This window comes from Acinetobacter gyllenbergii CIP 110306 = MTCC 11365 (genome assembly GCF_000413855.1).
Classification (GTDB): domain Bacteria; phylum Pseudomonadota; class Gammaproteobacteria; order Pseudomonadales; family Moraxellaceae; genus Acinetobacter; species Acinetobacter gyllenbergii.
Genome location: NZ_ATGG01000009.1, coordinates 60731 through 84750 on the forward strand (window position 1 = coordinate 60731; position 24020 = coordinate 84750).

General features: G+C 36.3%; 19 protein-coding genes and 1 pseudogene. 9 read left to right on the forward strand and 11 right to left on the reverse strand.

What is annotated here, in order from left to right; genetic code table 11:
- The first annotated feature begins 201 nt into the window (after window positions 1-201).
- Window positions 202-957, forward strand: coding sequence for a hypothetical protein (locus F957_RS15885; protein WP_016541166.1), 756 nt, complete (start codon window positions 202-204; stop codon window positions 955-957).
- On the opposite strand, the gene F957_RS15880 is transcribed toward F957_RS15885, so the two are convergent.
- The 6 genes from F957_RS15880 to xseA all read right to left on the reverse strand — a co-directional run bounded on the left by F957_RS15880 (window position 940) and on the right by xseA (window position 9672).
- A complete protein-coding gene (locus F957_RS15880) occupies window positions 940-1425 on the reverse strand; it encodes a Mov34/MPN/PAD-1 family protein (protein WP_016660199.1) in 486 nt (161 codons plus the stop codon). The genes F957_RS15885 and F957_RS15880 overlap by 18 nt on opposite strands.
- The gene (locus F957_RS15875; RefSeq protein WP_016541167.1) at window positions 1422-3185 is read right to left on the reverse strand and encodes a ThiF family adenylyltransferase; all 1764 of its coding nucleotides are present in this window, start codon (window positions 3183-3185) and stop codon (window positions 1422-1424) included. Before F957_RS15875 ends, F957_RS15880 begins: the two co-directional genes overlap by 4 nt.
- The gene (locus F957_RS15870) at window positions 3178-4362 is read right to left on the reverse strand and encodes a ComEC/Rec2 family competence protein (protein ID WP_016541168.1); all 1185 of its coding nucleotides are present in this window, start codon (window positions 4360-4362) and stop codon (window positions 3178-3180) included. The genes F957_RS15875 and F957_RS15870 overlap by 8 nt, the downstream gene beginning before the upstream one ends.
- 1034 nt (window positions 4363-5396) lie before the next feature.
- Complete coding sequence (locus F957_RS15865) at window positions 5397-8132, reverse strand: UvrD-helicase domain-containing protein (protein WP_016541169.1); 2736 nt, start codon at window positions 8130-8132, stop codon at window positions 5397-5399.
- A 93-nt stretch (window positions 8133-8225) separates the two neighbouring features.
- Window positions 8226-8420, reverse strand: a complete 195-nt coding sequence (gene xseB / locus F957_RS15860; protein WP_016541170.1) for an exodeoxyribonuclease VII small subunit — start codon at window positions 8418-8420, stop codon at window positions 8226-8228.
- The gene (xseA, locus tag F957_RS15855; protein ID WP_016541171.1) at window positions 8413-9672 is read right to left on the reverse strand and encodes an exodeoxyribonuclease VII large subunit; all 1260 of its coding nucleotides are present in this window, start codon (window positions 9670-9672) and stop codon (window positions 8413-8415) included. The genes xseB and xseA overlap by 8 nt, the downstream gene beginning before the upstream one ends.
- 312 nt (window positions 9673-9984) lie before the next feature.
- Between xseA and F957_RS15850 the strand changes: the two genes are divergently transcribed.
- From F957_RS15850 to F957_RS20840, 4 genes and pseudogenes are all read left to right on the forward strand, one after another.
- Complete coding sequence (locus F957_RS15850; RefSeq protein ID WP_016541172.1) at window positions 9985-10347, forward strand: DUF2513 domain-containing protein; 363 nt, start codon at window positions 9985-9987, stop codon at window positions 10345-10347.
- Between the two features lie 658 nt (window positions 10348-11005).
- Window positions 11006-12112, forward strand: a complete 1107-nt coding sequence (locus F957_RS15845; RefSeq protein ID WP_016541174.1) for an ImmA/IrrE family metallo-endopeptidase — start codon at window positions 11006-11008, stop codon at window positions 12110-12112.
- The gene (locus F957_RS15840) at window positions 12105-12611 is read left to right on the forward strand and encodes a DUF4411 family protein (RefSeq protein ID WP_016541175.1); all 507 of its coding nucleotides are present in this window, start codon (window positions 12105-12107) and stop codon (window positions 12609-12611) included. The genes F957_RS15845 and F957_RS15840 overlap by 8 nt, the downstream gene beginning before the upstream one ends.
- Before the next feature lie 106 nt (window positions 12612-12717).
- Window positions 12718-13604: pseudogene (locus tag F957_RS20840) on the forward strand (IS5 family transposase).
- Window positions 13605-14154: 550 nt separating this feature from the next.
- Here F957_RS20840 and F957_RS20845 read toward each other — a convergent pair.
- From F957_RS20845 to F957_RS15825, 3 genes are read right to left on the reverse strand one after another with little or no spacing between them, the layout of a single operon-like run.
- Window positions 14155-14745 carry an MBL fold metallo-hydrolase gene (locus F957_RS20845; RefSeq protein WP_016660200.1) on the reverse strand — a complete coding sequence of 197 codons (591 nt, stop codon included), beginning with the start codon at window positions 14743-14745 and terminating at the stop codon, window positions 14155-14157.
- A 48-nt stretch (window positions 14746-14793) separates the two neighbouring features.
- Complete coding sequence (locus F957_RS15830; protein ID WP_016541178.1) at window positions 14794-15441, reverse strand: peroxiredoxin; 648 nt, start codon at window positions 15439-15441, stop codon at window positions 14794-14796.
- 32 nt (window positions 15442-15473) lie between these two features.
- Window positions 15474-15869 (reverse strand): rhodanese-like domain-containing protein, encoded by a 396-nt coding sequence (locus tag F957_RS15825; protein WP_016660201.1) that lies wholly within the window; start codon window positions 15867-15869, stop codon window positions 15474-15476.
- A 679-nt stretch (window positions 15870-16548) separates the two neighbouring features.
- Between F957_RS15825 and F957_RS15820 the strand changes: the two genes are divergently transcribed.
- Both F957_RS15820 and cydB read left to right on the forward strand, forming a co-directional pair.
- Window positions 16549-17982 carry a cytochrome ubiquinol oxidase subunit I gene (locus F957_RS15820; protein ID WP_016541179.1) on the forward strand — a complete coding sequence of 478 codons (1434 nt, stop codon included), beginning with the start codon at window positions 16549-16551 and terminating at the stop codon, window positions 17980-17982.
- Window positions 17979-18983 carry a cytochrome d ubiquinol oxidase subunit II gene (gene cydB, locus F957_RS15815; protein ID WP_016541180.1) on the forward strand — a complete coding sequence of 335 codons (1005 nt, stop codon included), beginning with the start codon at window positions 17979-17981 and terminating at the stop codon, window positions 18981-18983. The genes F957_RS15820 and cydB overlap by 4 nt, the downstream gene beginning before the upstream one ends.
- A 122-nt stretch (window positions 18984-19105) precedes the next feature.
- Here the strand turns inward: cydB and F957_RS15810 are convergent, their stop codons facing one another.
- Together F957_RS15810 and F957_RS15805 are read right to left on the reverse strand one after the other, a co-directional pair.
- Window positions 19106-20500, reverse strand: a complete 1395-nt coding sequence (locus tag F957_RS15810; protein WP_016541181.1) for an ATP-binding protein — start codon at window positions 20498-20500, stop codon at window positions 19106-19108.
- On the reverse strand, window positions 20497-21168 hold the full coding sequence (locus F957_RS15805) for a response regulator (RefSeq protein WP_016541182.1): 672 nt from the start codon (window positions 21166-21168) through the stop codon (window positions 20497-20499). Before F957_RS15805 ends, F957_RS15810 begins: the two co-directional genes overlap by 4 nt.
- 109 nt (window positions 21169-21277) lie before the next feature.
- Between F957_RS15805 and dsbD the strand changes: the two genes are divergently transcribed.
- Entirely contained in the window at window positions 21278-23185 is a 1908-nt protein-coding gene (dsbD, locus tag F957_RS15800) for a protein-disulfide reductase DsbD (protein ID WP_016541183.1), read from the forward strand.
- Complete coding sequence (locus F957_RS15795; protein WP_016660204.1) at window positions 23182-24018, forward strand: TlpA disulfide reductase family protein; 837 nt, start codon at window positions 23182-23184, stop codon at window positions 24016-24018. Before dsbD ends, F957_RS15795 begins: the two co-directional genes overlap by 4 nt.
- Window positions 24019-24020 lie beyond the last annotated feature (2 nt).

A 24020-nucleotide genomic window follows, 5' to 3' on the forward strand; every position in this document is an offset into this window, starting at 1 on the left:
CAAACTTTCTGTAAATCAAATGGCCTGACTGGCTCGAAAGTTAAATGGTTGAATTGAGCCTAAACCTACTGAAAAATAAAAAGAGAGTATAAGGCTCTCTTTTTTAACTGAAAGAATTATCATAGCAGTTAAGTTATCAGGGCTTTTAAACAATGCGCAGCATGCTAAAATTAGTAAATTACTTCTAGAATATATTAACTTATGAAAGACTATTTAGGTTTTTTTGATGCTTATACATTAAAGGCGAGGTTTCTACCAGCTTTTTTAGCCACCTTACCGCTGATAGCTTTGATTGGATGTTACTTCAATTTAAATCAAGCTTTTGTGTCAAATGTTGTAGTTGGTGGTTTAGTTGTTTTTACTGCCATTTTTGTTTTATCTAACTTTGCAAGATCAAATGGTTTAAAGGTTCAAGAAAAACTATTGAAGAAATGGAAGGTTTTACCTACCACCCAATTTTTGAGACACAACGACTCAACTTTAAGTAAGCAAAGAAAGCAACAAATACATGCCAAGATTTCGGCTAAAACTTCTATTCTTCTTCCAACTGCTGTTGAGGAAAGTAATGATCCACAAGAAGCTGATTTACAATATGATGAAGCTGTAACTTGGATTAGAGAGAATACGAGAGGCAATGATTTCAATGTTTTATTAACTGATAATATTAATTATGGTTTTATCAGAAATTGTTTAGGGTTAAAGTTTTATGCAATTGGCATCTGTATATTAGTTCTATTGGTTTTTATTATTCTTTTTTTTCTTTTCTATCCTACAGATAGTTTTAGTAGAGAAGCTATTTTAGCATTTTTAAAGGTGCAAAAAATGGCTATTTGGCTTACGGTAGGATTAACATTAGTCATGTTGATTTTATGGATAGCTGTTGTAACAGAATTCAAAGTTACAAAAGCAGCTCACAAGTATGCTAACTCTTTATTAAATTCAACATATAAACTTTAATTTATAAGAGTGCGTTGCAGTGTGGAAGGAAACATATAACCCTTCAGGAAATGTTTTTCTTCCAACTATGATCATGAGAAAACCAACGAAATCATGAATACTTTCTTTGACTAGCTTTTTCATTGAGTTCTCATCTGTAGATGAAGGAAAGGGGATATCTTGTGGATGTGTATGCCAGTCCCCTAAGAAATGTAAACCTAACTTATAATTTTCTTTAATTTCTGCTTGCTCGGCTTTAGCATTAGGTACATACCCGAATCTTGTTCGCCAATCTTGCGGACGAGGGCCTGTAATACCGATTATTTTAGTTGTATTGTGACCATTATACGAACCGAATAGTTGGCCTCCTGCTTCTCTAGAAAAGCAGGATTTTTGCTTATATTTTTCTAAATGTTCTAAAACTTCTGGTGAGAACTCGACAAAACCTAAATTTTCAGGTAATTCAAATGTCATTTTATTGTATTTCATTTCTTTTTCTTACATTGATTGCAAATATTACAGTTGAAAAGAGCTGTTTTTTCATACTCGAAAGCTCCATTAAAACCATTAGGCCTATACTTTAAGTGTTCTTGACTCCATTCTCCATGATGTTCTTTAATTTGGGAGGTAGGGCCAGCATATACACGATGCACTGAATTCTTAACTTTGTGGGTTAAAAAATCAATTGATAGACGGGTAACTATGAATTCTGCTCGACTAGCATCCAATGGGCCATAAGGTTGAAAAAGTGTGCCACATGCTGGTTCTGTTTGCATATAACCGCCTTGATCCCATTTTGTTTCTGGATTTTTTAGGATACCATTTTCATCCAATATACATTTTAATGAAATTTCTTGATCAAGTATGGCAACAGCATGTGAAGCCACCCCATTTTCATCTAACCAGCCATAAATTATGGGTTGTGGGAGGGAATAACTGTCTTGCCAATCAGAGAGTTGCCCTTCAGCACTCCACTCACCCATACAAGATATAATAAGATTATTATCATTAATTATATTAGAATGCTCTTTGAATACTTGTTGCCAAGTTTTAGGATAGCTTTCTACTTTGAGATGAGGGTATTTTTTTCCTATTTCTAATTTTAATTCGTCAGATTTATATTTATTTGTTGAATTGATACCTAAAGCATGTCTACCTATATTTGAAGGAACTAAGATTTCAGGATCAATAAGAATTAAGTTACCAATACCAGACTGGGCAAGACGCATAGCAACCTGTGATCCTAATGAGCCACACCCCAAGATTAATACTTTTGCATTCTCAAGATACACTAAACTTCCATTTTGATCCCTACCATGTACCCATTGTGCATCAAGTCGTTGAACATCCTTATTCTTCAGCATTCCTCTTTTTCTTCGTAATAATAAGTTGATCCTTTGATTATATACTTTCTTTCTTCTGAAGCCATTGAGACTTTGTGCACTTAATTCTGTTGCAATAAGGCCTATCCCATTAGGTGACTGAGCACCTAATACAATTAATGCTTTTTCATTAAAAGGAATGTTTGAAAGAACTCTAATAATCTCATTTGAAGTATTACGTAATAGCTTTAAAAGGGCTCTTGGATTTTTAGGAAACGGTGGCGTTGGTGGCGTGCTCAGGAAACCAAAAACTCCAACTTTAATATCCGAAATATCAAAATAAATATTTTCATTTTTTAACCAAGATTCTATCTGTTCTATATTTTCTCCAACCAATTGATATTTTTTAGAGGTCCATATATAAGTTAAACGAGCGGTACGGTTATTAATATTTAATAGTGATTTAATCGCGATAGATTTATTCGAATGATCCCAGTAAGATAAAAATTCTTTACTAAATTCTTCTTTTATATAATTTTCATCATTTTGACATCGTTCTATTAACTCAATTGCGTTTAGAAGACATTGATGAATATTAGCTTCAATTTCAATTGTATTTAAAAGAGGTAAACACAAGAGTCCATTAGGTTCAACATGAGGCCATTTTAAGAAATTATCCGTATCTTTATATGCTATTCGGATAGGGGAGTAAGGAAAGTATTCATCTAATAAAATATGGAAATTGAATATTTGATTTGAGGTTTGCAAACTTATTGCCCACCCACAAATGAAAATCTTACCTGTGTAAGAAGAAAGTACTTTAGTTGCTAATGTCTTAACGACATTAGCATTAGCCTGTAACCATTTCCACAACAGCGTTTTGGATGAATCAAACGTACTTCCAGAACTTTGAAGCGATTTAAGCATATCTACGACCACTAGCTTTTTCTGTTTCTCTTGGTGTTACACCTGGTTCTGCACCGAAGAATCCTCCACTTTTCTTAGTACCTAATTGTGGCCCTGTTGAAGTAATTTCTATTGTTAGGACATCTTCTTTACATTCCTCAGCTACACATAGAAATTTTCCATTAACTCCATTTAAAATCTCCTCGTATTCTTCTTTTGCTCGAATACATGGAGGATCATTTTCATCATCTTGTATCGTTTTGCTACTTGCGATAATAAATGCTTGATTCTTAGCTTGTGCTAATGCTTGACGAGCATCTACATCTACCACTGCTTCACGTTTCTTTTCTGACCAACTATCATGCGATAAAGAATGCCATGAACAATGATGAGGAGAAAGTAATACATTGTACTCTAATCTTTCTTTTTTCAATGAGTTACGACGCCAAACTCGTTCCCAATTCTGTACTTCTGCGTCTCCTCCAACTAGAAATAAACCAGCTTCATTATTATCGTTTGCTTTTATGCTAAAACGAATAATAGTACTTGATCTATTTTTTCCAGTAAGTTCTTTAGCTTCTTCTTCATTAACTAAAAGAGGGGCAATTAACCAAGCAGTAAAGGTGTTATCAATAATTCCACAAATTTTTCTAATTTGATCATCTGTTTTAACTAAAATGTCCGAAATATCATTTGTTTTACCATCTTTATCTTCACCTAAAACTAGAATACGATCACCATCTTTAATTGAAGATTTATTAGTGGTTTGTTTGTAAAGATTAACTCTACGACGTGCTTCTTTCCACCAAGCATTTGCATCTTCACATAAACCAGTCTCACTAACCTCTTTCTTTCGACGGAAAATAATTGGGGATGACCACATTTCACGAATAATAATTTTTTCATTATCATCATTTTTCCAGTCATCTGGTTTGCCTAAATGGAAATGTCTTTCAACACCTCTACAGTGATCCTGATCAGGGTGAGTCAATAAAAATGCATCAACATATAGTCGACCTTCTGCATCTCTCTGAAGCTTTTCTTTTAATAAAGTTGCGACATCTACAATGTCTTCTTGATTTTCATCATCTGCAGATTTTCGAATGTTTACGTCAATGAGTATAGTCCGCCCACTTTCAAGTGTTACTAATACCATATCCCCGTTATCGACAGGGAAGAAGTCAATTTTAGCTGTCATGAGTTAAGTCACATTACTTAATTAATATTTAGTTTGTTTCACAAGTTTCAATAAATTTTATTTCTTGCTTAAAAAATGATTTGGAGGTTTTTATTTTTATTTCAAGGCCTTAATTGAAAATATAAATTTAAATATTATTAATTAAATTTAATCATTGTTATTAATTTTTTTAAATATATAGGTGGGCTTGTTTTGATTTAATTTATAGGAATTCTTATTAAGGGGGTATAAATGGCCATATTTTAATAACCTCTAAACCAATTTTTATATAAATTTGTATTAACTTAAAATCTTAATTGATCACGATAGTTGGCTCAAGCCTGCATCATTTCAATACGTTTATTTAAGTGTTTGGTACGATTGTAGAATTTTCTGTGCATATCTCTGACGTGATGAGCTAGTTGCTACTCAATCTACGCCATAGGGTATTGAAATAGTCCAAGCTAATGCTTTGAAATTATGTCCGCATGCTTATTTTATGTATAGCCTTAGCGATGTAATGCCTGATTAACTGTATTCTCTGACATTGGGCGTTATCATGAGGTGAGGGAGAGGAAACATCTTGATGAAGAGCTACGAGCCAAAGTATCAAATCAAAACCAAAAGCTAAGAATTATTCTTGTCCGCATGATCTTCAATAATCATGGGCTGAATATAAAGGCAAATTGCAATTTTATTTGACTGTCAAATAGATCGACTATTCCCCTTAGGAAACATAAAAACCAGCTAACAACTTGGACATAACGAAGTTGAGCAACACACTGATTTAACAGTAGATATTATTTCATCAAATCCTGAATATCTAGGTTCTAGAAGTAATTTTATAATATTAAAAGAAATATGTGATCTAAAAGCTACAAACCCTAAAATTCAAGAAATATTAGATAGAACATATTGATCAGTTTATTCAAGGACTTTAGAGTAAGTGAAACAAGTGGATTTAAATATTATTAATTTGTAATATCTTTTATATTTCCTTTCAAACAACTGTCTGAATAGTTGAATAGCCATCAATTTTCTCAGCATAAATATGGTTAACGTTGTTTTAAATTTCTTTTATAGTCACAATTTGGATAACGGTTACAAGCCATAAAGTCACCATATGGCCCTGTTCTTTTCCACATACGTCCCTGATTACATTTCGGGCATCGCCATTTTTCTGGAATATCATGGTTAATGGACGTATTTTCATCTTGAGGTATATGAATAAATTCCTTGATGCTTGAGTCTTTGGTAATTTCCTCTAGGAATACTGAATTACGTTCACCAATAAGAAAGACTTTCTCTTTTGCCCGAGTCAATGCAACATAGAACAGACGGCGTTCTTCAGCATAGGCATGTGTTTCTGGTTGTGGCAAGACTAAGTTGATAAGAGGGTCATCTTCTTTTTCAGAAGGGAATGCACTACTGCCAGTATTTAAACCTAAAAGAATCACATAGTCTGCCTGTAGGCCTTTGGATGAGTGGATGGTTTTAAACTCAATGCTGCAATTTCTAAGAAAGGGTTGAATACTGTCTAGATTTGGTTTGTGATGTCTGTAGCGACCTAAAATATAAATGGATTTCTTTTTCCCTGAACCTGAATTGGCATTATTAATTTCCATAATGGTTTTCATCAGGTACTCATTAATTTCCTGAGTCTTAGTTAAAAAGCTTATCTCAACCACTTTACTAATGGTCTTATCAACAGCATTGACGACTTTTTGAAGCTGGGACTTATTTTTTTGGATAAAGCCACTGGCGACATTCGCAATGCCCTGATTGGAACGGAATGTCTGGGTAAGCTGTGTCTGCTTGGTATAGCCAAAGACCTTTTCAAATTGAGTAAAAATACTGATGTCTGAGCCTGCAAAGCGGTATATGGCTTGCCAGTCGTCCCCAACACAAAAAAGTTTAGCTTCAGGCATCTGATTCAGTAAGGATAAAATGAGTCTGGCCCTAGCTTGTGAAGTATCTTGAAACTCATCCACGATAATAAGCTTGAAAGGGCTTTTATATCTATTTTCATTGATTAATTGGGCAGACTCAATCAGCAGGTCATCAAAGTCATGTTCTTTACTGGTTTTTAATAATTGATCATAGCGCTGGTAAACCTTAGAAAATAGCTGTAAAAAAAGACTCTCTCGTTGGCTAAGTGATGGTTTGGCTAATAGACTAGCAATATTTGCTTGATTAGATTTGTAATGACTTAAAAAACTGACATAAAGTTCATTAGTATCATATTCATAGATGGACTGTGCTTTAACGTTGATCTCGGCAAGACTACGCGGCTTAAAAATTTGTCCTCTTGATTTAAGCTCTTTTTCCAACTTCTGAAAGATGGAACCTGTAATAAACTCATGAAAGGTGGTAGTAATTAAATCCGACTTATATTGTTGATGGATTCCTGATTTCCATTTCATGTCTTCCAGATACTTTTGCCCAAAATGCGCAGGCGGTTTGCCATGCTGGTCTACAGCATAGTGTTCTAGATATAGGTTGATTTCAGGTAGGTAAAAGTCAGGCTTGTATTGGCGGTGGTGTTCATTCGCTGTGTCATGCTCGTAGTTTCTTTCGTACTGATAGGGAACCCCCTGACTGTATAACCAGTTTGCTATCGCTTTTTCACCATGTGATTTAACGATTTCTCCCTGATAAGTTTCAAAACCATCCTTGAACCTGTCAAATGAACGTCTGCGAGCCTTTTCCCATTCACTTTGAGTTTTAAATGCAAATGGTGATAAGGGAGGTCTTAGGTAGGCCGTTTTAAATAAAAGATATTTTGCCTGAAAGTCTGGATCTGTTTCGATCAGTTGTTGAATAATCTTATTCAACAGGGACTGCGGTTTTCCTGCATCATTGGAAACAGAGGGGCTTTTTCCAGTGGCCTTACCAATCACCTTTACGCCAAACTTATGGAAATTAAGTGCTTCAACACGAGTATTAAACTGGGCGAGAATGTCTTTTAATCGAAAGTTAATACGTTCACTGAGTTCCTCACCTGCATTTTTATTAAATGCGAGAACCAGAATCTCTTCAGGTTTGTAGAGTCCAGTTAAGAGGGCATAGCCCACCTTTCCAACAATCGTGGATGTTTTGCCTGAACCAGCCGCAGCAACCAATAGGTTACGGTCTTCAAAGATAATTGAGGAAATACGCTGTTCATCGGTTAGAGGCGTACTCTCTACCTGATCAAAGAACTGCTTAAATACCTTTAACTCACTTTCAACAAAACGCTTATTCTTTGCATCGATGGCATAGTTTGCTTCAACTGGCAATTCAATAAACTGTCGCAATTGCTCAAACAGGTTCTGTAGAGGCGGTTCAAATGCAAAAGAACTATCCCTTTGAATCAGGCTGTTAAATTGTTCAATAGAGACTTTTGATCTTTGTGATAAATCTGACCTAAACAGCTTGCTGAGGCGATGGGAGAGGTAAATGTTTTGCTGGATAAATTTGTGATATTCCAGTAAGTACGGTTTTAAGGTTTCTTTGATCTTTTCAGCGTTTCTTTTATTTCTCAGGAATTCCGCGTCATTACGGATTTCAGCTTGAAACTGTTCAGCCTGTGTATTGAACATACCCTTGAACTGAAAGTTTTGATCAATGGTCTTGAGCATTAAAGATGACCATATCCAGCCTTTCTGGATATGCGTTTCCAGTACCTGTTCAGGATTGAGCTTTACGGTTCTGGTATCCAGTTCAAGTACCAGCTCAGGAAATGTATAGCTGAGTCGCCATTTGCTGGAACCTGCAAAAATGAAACTGAGTAAACTTGGTCGGATATTCATATTGCCCTAAAATGTTTTTTTAATAATTGAAGATTTATAAGTGGTTATAAAGTTTACAGAAATTTTAGCTAATTGTTTTTATTTCTTTCACAACTACTCCTTGAATGTTTCATTTAATGCTTGCTGTACAGCATCCACGCGTGACTTACATGCCTTGTAAGCAGTCATTGACTCTTCCACAATCTTCATTAGGTTGTCGATGTCTGGTTCTTCCTGAGATTCCAGTAGGGCAGCATTCTTTTTTAACAGTTCATAACCCTCTTTAAAGCTTAACTCATTTTTACTCATGATTTATTACCTCACTTACACTGGCATGAATATAGCCATCCTGCATCTCAATTGAAACAGTTGAACCGACCTGTTGTACAGAGCGAATAGCTTTATTTTGACTCCGTACAATAGCATAGCCCTTAGCAAGCACATTCTTTGGATTCTGCAATAAAGTTTCACGCACTAAGGACTCAATCTGAGTGGAGGCAAGCTTAAGCTGCTGCTGGGAAAAATATTGTGTTGTTGACTTAACCAAATCAAGATTTCTATTAGCTGTATTAATCTGATTCTGGGCATGAGTCTTGATGGTATTCATCAACTGATCATTTTGGCCCTGATATGCTGTGATTTGATGCTGTGACAGCAGTTTGATAGTTTGCAGGTAACCCATCACATCCTGAGAACGTTCTGAAATCACATTGCGAATACCTGTAATCACTTTACTTGGTGTATCAAAAGAACGATGGGCGATTTCATCCAGAATGGTTCGATCTTTTTCATGACCTATGCCCACCCAAATCGGCACTTTTCGTTTGCAGAGCAGGGCGGCAAGATCATAGTCATTTAAATAAGCTAAATCATTTACGGCACCACCACCACGAATGATCACAATGAGGTCAGGTGGAATAGCATAATCTTTAGCCCACTGGCGAAGTCCTGAACTTAAAGACTCCATAATGCTGTTTGCCGCAGTATTACCCTGAAATGTGGCTGTACAGTAAACAAAGTGGCAAACACCAGCTTTATTTAAGGCATCAGCATCTTTCCTAAAGTCACCCAATCCAGCAGCATTTTCTGGTGCAATCACTAGAACATTTTCAATATCAAAAGGAGCAGAAAGTGACTTGTTCAGATTCACCAAACCCTCGGTGCTTAGGCGGGAAAGAATCTGTTGATAGCGTTTGGCGATATCACCCAGCGTAAAGCTGGAGTCGATGTCCTCAATGTTGACTGAAAAGCCATATTGGGGATCAAAACGGGCTTTAATCCTAATCAGTACGTTTAAGTCTTTTGAAAGCTCAATGCCACTTTCACGCTCAAACTTAAGTACAATTTTTACGGCAGTGGATTTCCAGATCGTTGCTTTACAGCTTGCAATGACTTTATCTGTATCCTCTTCCTTTTCAGCCAACTCAAGGTAGTAGTGTCCGCCCTTGATACTAAGGTTTCGTATCTCAGCTTTTACCCAAACAGGTTCATCAAATGACAGGCGAATGATTTCCTGTACGGTTGATAAATAGTCACTTAGGGAAAATTGAGGTTCAGACATTATATAAGTCAAAAGAGCTGATGGTTTTATAGTATCAAAGTGAAAAGAACTTGAATATTGTGCTAAGAGGTTTTTAAAGAGATGAATCCAAATCAGAGTAGTAAAGCATTCCGATGATTTGACTCATGTTCAGGATATACAGAAAGGCTTGTAGCAGTCGGTGCAGGCTTTGAATTGATAGTAGCTAAATACATGAGCAAAGTTATAATTCAGATTTAAGCGACACTCAATGTCTCTAAATCTTAACTAGGAAGACTTTTTATTTAATTTAATGGTAGTGTTGGGTAATCCAATCATAGCGAGCTAAATACAATGAAAAGGGATTGGGATGTAATTCGTAGTCTGCTTATAGAGATAGAAGCGTTAACTTATTCAGATAGCTTTGATATCGATACTCATGCAATTGATAATCCGCAAGAAAAAATAAGATTAGAAATGGCAGACTTGTTACTCGCTAAAGGATTCTTTACTGGAGAACGGGTACCATATCTTGATGGTGGATTAGGTCTATATAGCTTACAGCTTACTTGGGATGGACATGAATTATTAGATACGCTTAGGGATCAGAATGTTTGGAATCGTATTAAAGAGATTTCTAAAGAAAAAGGTGTAGATATAACTTTTGAGTCTATTAAGGTCATGCTTGGTTTGGCTTTAACGAGTTTGTTAACTTAGAGCATTTTTAGCAAACAGATATATGGATTTTTGTATATATTAAAATTCGTATATAAAGGTGTTGTAAAATCTCAAAAGAGCTTAATTTGATGACAACTTCATCAAAAGGTGGAGCTAGTTTTTCTATATTGTTTTTTCATCAAGTTACTTAAAGCGTTAGGCCAGCGTTTCTTTATTTCGGATTTGCTTACTTAACAGGGTAAGCATAATCTACGGATAACGTATCGCGTTTGACTGATGAGTTGAATGTGACATTCGGTTCAGATTTTAGTGTAGCTGAACAATTGTTCTTTGATCTGGTTGACCTAGCCGCTATCGAAAATGAAGAAATTGTGTGTGAGGAGTAAATGCAAACTCTTTATATCGCTTCATTGAGTACTTATCTGGAGAGTTAATAGACTTGTTTCTTACCTGAATTGTAGGGAATGAGGAAACCTGTGATAAGGTCATGAGTATGGAAAAATTGCGTAAAAAGTTGCTAAGTGATTAGCGAAGCAAATTTATACACGGACGGAAAAAAGAAGGCTTTAAAATATTTCTAATAAAAATTTCACGTCAAATTGTACCGTTCTGTTGTGAGTATTTATAGACAGAATTGCACAGTTAATTTATGTTAGCATAAGACAAGGTCAAATGGGCATATAGAGGAGGGAATGTAATGTCAATGCGTATCGACACTAACACATTGAATTATTATGTTCAAAATGCCCAAATTTCTTTGAGTGTTTTAAGAGCGAAAATTAATAATTTAGATCAGTTTTTAAGTGGAGAAAAACAGCCAACTTTTAATCAGTTATCTGAAATAGCAAAAAAAATTAATGTTCCAACAGGTCTCTTATTACTGAATAAAACTCTTGATATTGACATCAAGCGATTGGACTTCAGGACACTAGAGTCAGATTCAATAGATGAAGCAAGTGAAGAGTTAAGAGATACCATTGCGGAAATGGAAGTCAAACAAGAATTTTTGAAGAATGAAATTACTGAAAATTTAGATTTTGTTGGTCAATTTTCTATTGATTCCAATTTCTTGGAGGTAGCTAAAAAAATACGTGATAAGCTAGAAATTCCTTTGTTTTTTCAGAATCAAGCTGATAATCCATTAAATTATCTACGTGATAAGATTAATGGTATAGGCGTATTTATTTTTTTTAATGGTAAAGTGAAAGACAATACATATCGTCCTCTTAGTGTGAAAGAGTTTCGAGGTTTTGTATTGCTTGACCATAAAGCACCTATAATTTTTATTAATCAAAAAGATACTAAGAATGGTCAGCTTTTTACATTAGTACATGAGTTAGTACATATTTTTGTAGGTACTGAAGAAATATTTAATATTGTTGATACTGGTGATTATCGATTTGATCGAACTGAAGCATTCATAAATAAAGTAACGGCAGAAATTTTAGTTCCTCAAGAGATTTTTTTGCAGCTCGATTCAACTGATAGTAATTTTTTAGCTAAAAAATTTAAAGTTAGTGAGTTTGTAATCGTTAGAAGATTATTGGATTTAAATAAAATAACCCGTCAAGAATATCAAAATCGCATTATTGAGCTTGAAAAGAACATTAAATATCTCTTACCCAGTGATTCTTCTGGCGGGAGTTATACGAATAATATTAGATTTAGAATTGATAATAAATTTTTCAAATATGTTATGAATGCTGTTAATCATGATCGTATTTCATATACGGATGCATTTAATATTGTAGGTGTTGGATTCAAAGGATATAAAATTTTGATGAATAGAGGTGGCAATGACTAAGTATCTATTGGACACTAATATTTATATCAATTTTTATGAAAGATATTATCTATTTGATTTTTTTCCAAGTTTTTGGCAGAAAATAAAACTAATCATCAATTCACAAGTAGTACTTCCTGATATTGTTGTTAATGAACATTATCAAGATGAAACTTTTAAAAAGTGGCTTGATGAAAACTTTATAGGAGCTTCTTGTAAATACAAGGATTATGCTGATTTATGGGGTGAGGTTATACAGCATATTGCAACACATGAATGTTATAGTGACAAGGCTTTAACCAATGATAAAAGTTGGGCACGTGAAAAAATAGCAGATGGATGGTTAGTCGCAATTGCAAAAAAAGATAATTTAGTGATTGTAACAAGTGAAACAAAAAATATTAATTTAAACAGAAATCAACCTACACAAAATCCTAAAGTTCCTGATATTGCTAATGATCTTGGTGTTCGCTGTATAGATATGAACACTTTTTTTCAAGAGATTGGTTTAAAAATTTAGAGATAATTTATTTATAAATAGTCAAATTAATATGCTGTTTTTAAAATAGTGTGGCTTTGTTGCACAAATCTATTCTTTAAGGTTTCTTCAGCAATATAATTTCCAGATGAAGAAGCTTGTTCCTAAAATCTACCGTACAACCAATTGGTCCTCGTATAACCAAGCTTTAATCAAGCGAGGAAATATTTCAATCTGGTTTGATCCCAAGACCCAATGGTATGCACAGCCACAAGGCAAGCATGGACAAAATCAAACTTATTCCGATACAGCGATTCAATGCTGTTTAATGATCAAATCTCTATTCCGTCTTTCTTTACATATGGTCACTGGCTTTGCTCAAAGCCTGATTAAACTCTGTGGTTTGAATTGGACAGCATCAGATTACTCCACCCTCTGTAGACGACAAAAGCATATTGATATTGCGATAAGCTATCAAAAAAGTCGTGATGGGTTAGACCTACTCGTCGACTCTACGGGGTTAAAATTTTTAGGTGAAGGCGAATGGAAGCATAAGAAACATCAGCCCGAATATCGTCGCCAATGGCGTATACTGCCTATTGGTATAGATGCTAAGACCCTTCAAATACGAGCAGTTCAGCTTACAACAAGTAATATCGATGAACAGATTGATTCAGTCTATACAGACGGGGCTTATGACACAAAACAATGCCGTCTGGTCATTGCAGATAGGAAAGCGTATGCAGTGAATCCACCTAGAAAAATGCAAAGCCTTGGAAATATAATAAAGTTCATTCGCGAGAGCGAAATGAATTACTTCGAACAGTTAAACGTTTCGGCAGGACACTATGGAAACAATGGTCAGGCTATCATCACCGAAGTTTAGTGGAAACAAAGATGCCTTGCATCAAATTATTTAGCGATAAACTCAGTGCTAGGAACTTTCAAAGCCAAGTCAATGAGGTACATGCAGGTATAGCCATTTTAAATAAATTTACAGAATTAGGCCAACCTCACACTCGAGTTGTGCCTTGAATTTGATAGGTTAGGGGGAAACCAGTCTATGAAATGTTTGTGCAACAAAGCAAGCTAAATATAGAATGTTTCGCCCATCTCCCTCAGCAATAGCAAGCGTATTACCATATATACGATAATTTTCACTAGCCTATTGTATAAATTTATTTGGTTCAGAACCATATAAGTGTATTGATTCACCATATCTTTGATCCCAAATATTTCTCATTGTAAAGACTCCTGCGTTCAAACATTCATGTTGTAAATTTTAACTCTTAAGAAATAGATAAATGTCATAATAAATTAATTGGTACTTTTAAATAGGTTTTTCCTTTTTCATCCCTAGGTGGCATTTGACCTGCACGAATATTGACCTGTACTGATGGTAGAATTAACCGCGGCATTGCGAGAGTTGCATCTCTTGCTAGCCTTTTTTCGATAAATTTTTCTCGTGTAGTATTCTTACTAATGTGAATATTATTTTGTTTTTGATCAGCTACAGTTGTTAAGTATGTATGCGAGCGATGGTCGGGTGGATAATCATGGCAAATATATATTTCTGTATCATTATTTAAGCGCAATATTTTTTTATTGAATCATAGAGTTGTCCAGCATCACCACCTGGGAAATCACATCGTGCTGTTCCGATATCTGGCATAAACAAAGTGTCACCGACGAAAGCTGCTCGCTCATTGATAATGTAAGCGATATCAGCGGGTGTATGCCCTGGTGTGTGCAAAATACGAATCTCCATTGAACCAATTTTCAAAATTTCATTTTCTTGGAATAAATGATCAAACTGGTTACCATTTGGTAAAAACTCTTTTTCAAGGTTGAATATATCTTTAAAAATTGCTTGAACTTCTTGAATATGAGCTCCTATACCGATTTTTGAATTTAGAGTATCTTTAAAAAAAGGTGCTGCTGATAAATGATCTGCGTGTGCATGAGTTTCTAATATCCACTCAACCTGAATATTCTCAAATTTCACAAAATCAAGAATTTTCTGAGCGCTAGTGGTTGAAGTCCGCCCTGACTTATAGTCAAAGTCAAGTACGGGATCAATGATGACCCCGACATAGTTCACAGCATCAAATACAACATAACTGAAAGTTTCACTATCATGATCTAAGAATGCTTTGACATTAAAAGATTTATTCATGTTTTATCCTCGATGTAGTTTGGGGCTGTGAACTGAAAAACTGATAAACTAAAGTGATTTAGTGCTGTAATACCAGTCTACATAATTATAACCTTCTGATTTGCGTGCTTCTGCTGCTTCCATAGTAGCTGGTGGTGGAACAATGACTTCTTGTCCAGGTTGCCAGTTTTCAGGAGTAGCTACTTTATTATTGTCAGAAGTTTGAAGTGCTTTTAGTACACGTAAGAACTCGTCAATGCTTCGCCCATTACTCATAGGGTAGTAAACCATCGCACGCATAATTCCTTCAGGATCAATAATAAAAGTTGCACGTACAGCGGCTGTGTCGCTTGCTCCTGGTTGTATCATGCCATATGCTTTTGCAACATCCATAGAAAGGTCTGCAATTATAGGAAATTCAATTTTGACACCAAAATTTTCTTCAATACTACGGGCCCAAGCTATGTGAGCGTGAACACTGTCAATTGAAAGACCTAATAATTCACAATTTAGTTCTTTAAATTGTTCAGCACGTGTAGCAAATCCCATAAATTCAGTAGTACAAACTGGGGTGAAATCTGCTGGATGTGAAAATAAAATCAACCATTTCCCTTTGTAGTCTTCAAGGCTTTTCATACCGTAAGTGGTTTTAGCATTAAAGTTTGGAGCTGGTTTATTTAATTGTGGGAACATTACAGTTTCATTTGTATTAGACATGATAGTCTCCTTTGATGATGGAATAACAACAATTAATTAATAGGAAGATTTTCATTCAACCAAGTTTGTATACCTCCTTGGACTGAAAATAATTTTGTAAATCCCATTTTTTGTAGACTTAAAGTTGCTAGGGCAGAGCGTCCTCCAGTCTTACAAATAATATAAATATCCTTTTGAGAAAGTTCCTTTAACGAAATGTCCTCATCACAGTGATGATTGACAAGAGGATGTTGAGCAATTTTCATTTCAAGTAGACCTCTTGGAAAATTGACTGATCTATCTATTGAGGCTTCTTGATATTCTTCCGGTTCACGAACATCTATAAGAATTAAGTCATTGTTTGTAGTCCAAATTTTATGAAAATCTTTAACACTAATTTCTTGAATGTGCTGTTTTGCATCTAGGATTAATTGATCGGCTGTTTTCATTTTTTTACCACTTAATGGAATATGTTTTTATAATATATATTTTTTAAATATATTATATAGAGTGTTGATTGTAATTTTTTTTATTTTAATCGTTTTTTTAGATAAGTTTTGATTTAATCATTAGCTCTGAAAAATAAGACTTTGTTTCATTTACGTTGGAAATTATGAGAACAAGACTGGTTAAATGGTATATATAATTTAATAGGTTAGCCTTAAAGTGAATGCAAAACATTTGAATTTTAGCGAAAAAATTTTAAGCAGTAATTAAAATTTTTTACACAATATTATTGACTATGGTTAGTAAATACAAAGTTTAACCTAACAAACAATGTTAAGAAGAGCCATCATCATACCTTATGTAGCGTTGATTAATTTTTATACAAAGAAAGTTGCTCTTTACTTTATAAAACCAGGTTGGAATCATGTTTCATGTTTCATGTTTCATGTTTCATGTTTCATGTTTTAATTGAAACGTGAATTTGAAACAAAAATCTAAATTCAGAAAAAATTCAGTTGTAATATATAAAATAACTTATTGTTTTAAAATATTTTTATAATTTTAAACTTTATTGGCATTCTCTTTGCTGTGTCCTATACATGTTGCATTTTTTAACTTCTCATATGGGTATTTAAATTTGTTAGTTGAGTACTCTTCTATTAATTTTTATCGGGAGTTCTTATGAATCTAGGACTAACCGCCTTAGAATTGGCTCGAATCCAATTCGCCTTCACTGTATCTTTTCATATCATTTTTCCAGCCATATCGATTGGCTTAGCCAGTTTCTTAGCCGTCTTAGAATGGCGATGGCTAAAAACCAATGATCCTATTTATAAAGATCTATTTAAATACTGGGTCAAAATCTTTGCCGTCGCTTTTGGAATGGGCGTGGTGTCTGGTGTAGTCATGAGTTACCAGTTTGGCACAAACTGGAGTGAGTTTTCCCGATTCGCAGGTGGTGTAACTGGCCCCTTATTAGCATATGAGGTGCTCAGTGCTTTCTTCTTAGAGGCTGGCTTTCTTGGCATCATGTTATTTGGTTGGGGACGTGTCGGCAAAAAAGCACATTTCTTTGCCACCCTGATGGTCGCAGTCGGAACATGTATTTCTATGTTCTGGATTCTGTCATCAAATAGTTGGATGCAAACACCTCAAGGTTTCACCATCGAAAATGGCATTGTTGTTCCGCAAGATTGGTTTGCAATCGTCTTTAATCCATCATTTCCTTATCGCTTAGCACACATGGCAATTGCAGCCTTTATGGTTGCCGCACTCCTTGTTGCTTCAACAGCCGCTTGGCATTTGCTAAAAGGTCGACGTGATGAATTGGTCAAGAAATCATTTTCAATGGCTCTGTGGTTGATTCTGATTTTAGCACCACTACAGGTTTTCGTGGGTGATGCGCATGGTCTTAATACGCTAAAACACCAACCTGCCAAGCTTGCAGCAATGGAAGGTCATTGGGAAACCAATTACGACGAGGGAATGCCACTCTATCTATTTGGCATACCAGACATGCAGGAAGAACGTACCAAATATGCAATTGCAATTCCCAACTTGGGCAGTTTAATCCTAACCCATTCTATGGATGGTACGGTTAAAGGATTAAAAGATTTTGCGCCTGAAGATCGTCCTAACTCTACAATCGTTTTTTGGAGTTTCCGCATTATGGTCGGCTTAGGCATGCTGATGCTTTTGCTTGCAGCGATGGGTTTATGGCTCAGAAAAACAGGTAAGTTTTATGAAAACAAATGGTTTCATCGTTTCGCTTTGATTATGGGACCATCAGGATTTATTGCATTACTTGCAGGTTGGTTTACTACAGAAGTAGGTCGTCAGCCGTGGGTGGTTTACGGTGTCATGCGAACTAAAGATGCCTTATCACCGGTTTCGGCTGAACAAGTAGGTTTAACGCTGATTATTTTTGTAGTGGTGTACTGCATTGTATTTGGTGTGGGCATTTATTACATGCTGAAACTGATGCATAAAGGTCCAGAGTTTATTGATAGCAAAGCTGAACAAGTGGGTGGTGTCGGTCATTTTAAAACACCAATGCGTCCGTTAAGTGCAGCTGATGAAAAAATTGATGATCGTGATCAAGGAGCTTCATCATGATTGATTTATCTCTGATTTGGATTGTAATCATTGCCATTGGTGTTTTTATCTATATTGTACTTGATGGTTTTGACTTAGGTATCGGGATTCTTTTTCCGTTTATCAAAGATCAGCAAGAACGCGATGTCATGATGAATACTGTTGCTCCTGTTTGGGATGGCAACGAAACATGGATGGTTTTGGGTGGTGCAGGTTTATTTGCAGCTTTTCCAATGGTTTATGCAGCAGTTCTATCTGCTTTTTATATGCCTATCATTTTGATGGTCATTGCGCTGATATTCCGTGGTGTCGCTTTTGAGTTTCGTTTTAAAGCAAATCGTACGAAGCATTTGTGGGATGCTGCTTTTATTGGTGGATCTGTACTTTCTAGCTTTTTGCAAGGTGTCATCTTAGGTGCTTATATTCAAGGGATTCATATTGTTGATGGACGATATGCAGGCGGTGGCTTAGATTGGCTAACGCCATTCTCTCTTTTCACTGGGGTCGGTGTTGTCGTTGTGTACGCTGCACTTGGTTGTGGATGGTTGATTATGAAAACAGATGATCGACTACAAATCAGCATGTACAACCTGATGCCAAAATTGATTATCGGGCTATTGCTTATCTTTGCATCGGTCAGTATTTACACCCCATTAGCGCATCCAATGATAGCTGAACGTTGGTTTACGCAACCTCAAATTTTATATTTCAGCCCTGTACCGATTTTAGTTTTAGTCTTTACTTATTTAACGATTAAAGCATGTCAAAAACGACAAGAATCAATGCCATTTTTATACACCTTGGCGTTGGTATTCTTGGCATATACAGGTTTTTTAATCAGTATTTTTCCTTATATTATTCCACCTTCTGTCACCATTTGGGATGCAGCCGCACCAGCCAATAGTCAATTATTCGCGCTTATTGGTGCACTTATTTTGATTCCGATTATTATCATTTACACCATCATGGCGTATTGGGTATTCAGAGATAAAGTTCGGATTGGTGATGAAGGTTATCACTAGGAGTTACGGATATGAAATTATCACAAACACAATGGTTTATCTTGCTGTGGTTAGGTGGTTTCTTCGGGCTACTACTGATCGCAATGCTGTTTAGGCTTTTACTCAAACTTGCATATTAATTGCTAAGGAGAATCACAAAGTGTATTTTTGTGATTCTCTTTGTTTGAAATCTTTACTTTTAAACCTTGCGGTAGATTTTGTAAAAACTGTATTGAAAATCCATATTTATCTAATAGTAATTTGACTAAAGATAAGCCTAGACCATGACCAATATTTTGTGAAGATTTTCGCCAAAACCGTTGTGTCAGTAAACCAAGTTCAGCATCAGTCAAACCAAAACCTGAATCTGTAATCATTAAATCCCCTTTATCCATATACACTTGAATCGAGTCTGTAGATTGTGCATGTAAGTAAGCATTCTCAATCAGGTTTTTAAGTACAATTGCTAAAGTAGGATGAGGTAATCCGATAGTGGAGAGATTTTTCCAATCGATATCAAGATGTTCTTGTATGTCATTGTATTTCTGCCCAAGTTCAAAAATGACCTGTTGCAAAGTTTGGGAAACTTCTGTGGATTCCATCGAAACATGCTCTGGTTGTATTTCAGTTTTGCTCAGTAATAGCAGTTGTTCAAGTAATTGCTCATAACGCTGAATACTTGCTTCTGCCTGTTGGAGATTGAAATCAATTTTGCTTTGTGTTTGTCCAGACTTGTTCAGCATAAGCTGACTTAGTTGAACATTGGTCTTAATTGCGGTGAGTGGACTGCGTAACTCATGAGCAGCAAAGGCACTAAAGCTTTTTTCATTTTCCAGACTTTGGTGCAGATTCTGAATAAGTTCCAGTAAACCATCGACAAAGGGTTGAATTTCTTTGGGAATATTCTGTGTTTTTAATTCTATTAAATAGGTGGCCGCATCTGATAAATTCTGTTTTTTATGACCTAGGTGTTGTGCAATTTGGTCTAAAGGTTGAAACTCAACCCGAATAATCCATAGAATTAAAAAAATACATAAAATCAAAGTAATGATTAAAGGGATTAATACTGATTGTAAAATCTGTTTGAGTAATGAATAACGTAATTGTAATTTCTCCGCTGCAACAACCTGTATTTGTCCTTTTTGCAAGACATAGCTACGCCATTCCACCCCATTTTCCGACCATGTACTTAACCCTATTTTTCGTGTGCTTAGACTTTCAGGTGAACCCAATGTCTTGGCAATCACCTGATGGTTGGCTGAGATATTGGAACTAAATAATGACACCTGACAGGCAATCAAATTTGGGGTGCTATGGTCTTGTTGTACTGCATTAACAGTATTGGCAATCTCATCTACTGGGAGTTGCTGAATTAAACGGGCAACCATGTGGGCAGACGCAGAAAGGCGTTCATCCAATGTATCTTGCAGGCGTTTTTCCAGTTCAAAATAAAGCCAGCAAAATACCAGTGACCACAAGATAACAAAGACTGCTAAAATGGTGGAAACCAGGCGCCATTTTAAACTATAACTTTTCATGTACTTTGCTCTGGTACTTTAAGCATATAACCTACACCCCGAATGGTCTGAATTATATCAGGATGAATCTTTTGTCTAAGGTGATGGATATGTACATTCAGTGCATTGCTTTCAATACTGTCCTGATAGCCATAAATTTTATCAAATAGTTGTTCTGTTTTTAACACTTGATTGGGATAAAGCATAAAGGCTTCTAGCAAACTGTATTCCCGTCTGGAGAGCGTAAGAAGTTGTCCTTGATAATGTGCCTGTTGAGTGTCCTGATGAATCTCTAATTCGCCCATATGCAATATATTTGAGGAATATCCACGATTCCGCCTAGCCAAAGCATGAACTCTTGCAATCAGTTCATTTAGCTCAAACGGTTTGGTTAGGTAATCATCTGCACCTAAATTTAAGGCATCCACACATTGCTGGGTTTGATTACGTGCTGTGAGTACCAGAATAGGTACATGAATTTGATCTTTACGCCATGTATTTAATAGGTCAAGACCATCCTGATCAGGCAGACCCAAATCAAGTAAACATAGGTCTACTGCACTGTTACGAATGAAATAATCCGCAGCTTTGGCTGTATCAACATGCTCAACTGAAATATTCAGGTAATCGAGTGCAGCAACAATACTCTGGGCAATATAGGGGTCATCTTCAACAAGTACAACAAACATGGTATTTCCTCATCTAGCCTACCTATTTTACAAACAAAAACAGCCCTTAATGTTCTGTTAATTTTGCACCCTTGATAATGCTCTGAATGTTAAGTTTAGATAAGCTCGTATGTTGATGAAACCATTTATAGCGATTGCACTGGGTATGGCCACAGCATCGTTATATGCAAATCATGATTTTCTGCCACCAGGTCAAGCATTTAAATTTCAGGCAAGTTCTGTTTCTGACAAAACCGCCGAGTTAAAATGGGATATTGCTCCTCATTATTATTTATATCATGATCAGTTTAAGGTGAGTCTAGAGCAACAGAACTTAGCTTTAAATCTACCTAAAGGTCAGGAAAAAGATGATCCAACCTTTGGTGTAACCAATGTGCATCATAATCAGGTGCTGACGCAACTGGATGTAAAGCCAAATAGCCAATATACAGTCAGTTGGCAGGGCTGTTCAGAGGATGGCTTATGTTACCCCGTACAACGAACTACAATCACAACGGATGCTACAGGTCTACTTCCTCAACAGAATTCTGAGGCAAGACACTCTCATCTTGCAACTTTAGTCACTCAGGAAAATACGCCTGAGGTGAAGTCAGAATCTGAAAGTGAAACTAGCCAGCAATCTATTCAACCAGCGCAAGAGAAAATCAGTCCAGAACCCTCTTTAAATGTACAGCAAGATAGTACAGATAGTCCTCATCAAGACAAGCGACAAGATCAGGTCAAAGCTCAGCCACAAACGGCATCATTGAGTGATGACTGGAATAATGACCAATTCTTTTTAAACCTTTTGTCCAGTCAAAGTGTTGTTTTTAACATTATCCTGTTTCTAGGGTTAGGCATTCTGCTTGCCTTTTTACCTTGTTCATTACCTCTGATTCCAATTCTTTCAGGCATTTTGGTGCAGCGTAAAAAGGGTTATAAAGCCGCCATTATCGCATTGACCTTTGTCCTGAGTATGGCATTGGTTTATGGGGTGATGGGGATTGTGGTTTCACAAATTGGTTACGGTATTCAGCGCTGGTTTCAAAATCCTGTATTCATTGGCATATTTGCCCTGATGTTTATTGTATTTGCGTTGAACTTATTCGGTTTATATCAACTGTCCTTACCACAAGGTCTTTTACAGCGTTTAGATCAGATACAACAACGCCAAAAAGGGGGAACACTGTTGGGTGCTGGCATCATGGGAGCAGTTTCAGCCCTGATCGTTGGCCCTTGTATGAGTGCACCATTGGCAGGGGCTTTGCTCTATGTCTCTCATCTGGAACATAGCCTGCTTGGTGGTTTCTACCTGTTCTTGCTGGGTTTGGGGATTGGGATACCGCTATTTATTGCCAGTGTCTTTGGAGCTAAATATTTACCCAAGCCAGGTTTATGGATGGATCGGTTAAAGTATAGTTTTGGTTTTATCATGCTGGCAATGGCCGTCTATTTTGCTCGTCCTTTATTGCCTCTAACTTTGTACTATGTAGGACTTGCCTTAATTCTGATCGCAATGGCGGGATATTTACTGGCTATTTTGCGCCATATTGTTCACGTCCCTTATAAAGCTGCCGTTCTGGTCTTGGTCTGTATCTGTGCTGTGAGTGGGATCTGGCATGTGAATCAGGCGATTGCGAATGTGAATACCACTGAAAGCGAGACACTTCATTCATGGATTGTTGTTAAAAATCAGCAGGAACTGAATCAGGCATTAGCTACACATGCCAAAGATACTATTGTACTGGACGTTTACGCTGACTGGTGTGTTGCCTGCCAGCCGATTGAAAGAGAGCTTTTACCAAGAGCTGACGTTCAGGATGCATTAAAAAATGTAACCCGTATTAAACTGGATTTGACCCAGTATGAAGCTTCGCAAGACATCATTTTAAAACAATGGCAAATTCTTGGCCCACCAACGGTATTGTTTCTTGCACCTGACCAGAAAGAACAACGTGATCTTCGTCTCACAGGGACTTATACCGCATCACAATTAATTCAGAATATTCAAAAATTAAATGAGGAGAATCAACCTTGATTTCTTCCCAAGCACTACATCTAGGTATGTTCATGCTGCCGTGGTCATTATTGATATTACTGTCAGGACTTGTTGGCGTATGGTTCATTGGAAAATATTTTAAGCAACGTTATCAATGGGATGATTCAGCTTGGCAGTGCTATAAGGATTCTTTATGGACAGCAATATGGGTGGGCTTACTTGCCGCAAGAGTTGTATTTGTGCTGATTAATGCTGATCTGTATCTGGCTCATCCTGTTGATATTCTGAAAATTCAGGATAAAGGATTTAACCTTTATGCAGGCATCATTGCGGGTAGTGGCTGGTTTATCTGGAAAAATCACCTATTAAAAGTGCCTGTATTGGTCAGCAGTTTTCTATTGTTTATCACAATACAGTTTGTGGGAATCAATCTACTCAACCATTGGAATGCACAACAACACTATCCAGATTTAGCATTTAACGACCTTAAACTGCAACCACAATCTCTTACTCAATTTATGGGTAAACCTACTGTGGTGAATTTATGGGCGAGTTGGTGTCCGCCTTGCCATCGTGAAATGCCTGTGTTGTATCAGGCACAGCAAGATTATCCAGATGTTCAATTTGTCATGCTTAACCAAGGTGAAACACCTGAAGCGATTGTGTCCTATCTACATCGTTATCAATTGAATTTTAATAATGTCCTGTTTGATCCTTATGGGGAAATGCCTCAACACATGAATATGTATGGCTTACCCAGTACCTTGTTTTTTAATGCACAAGGACAACTTGTGGAACGTCATCTTGGTGAATTAAGCCAAGCCATGCTTAAGCAATACCTGCAAAAAATTACTCATCCATCAAATCAATAGAG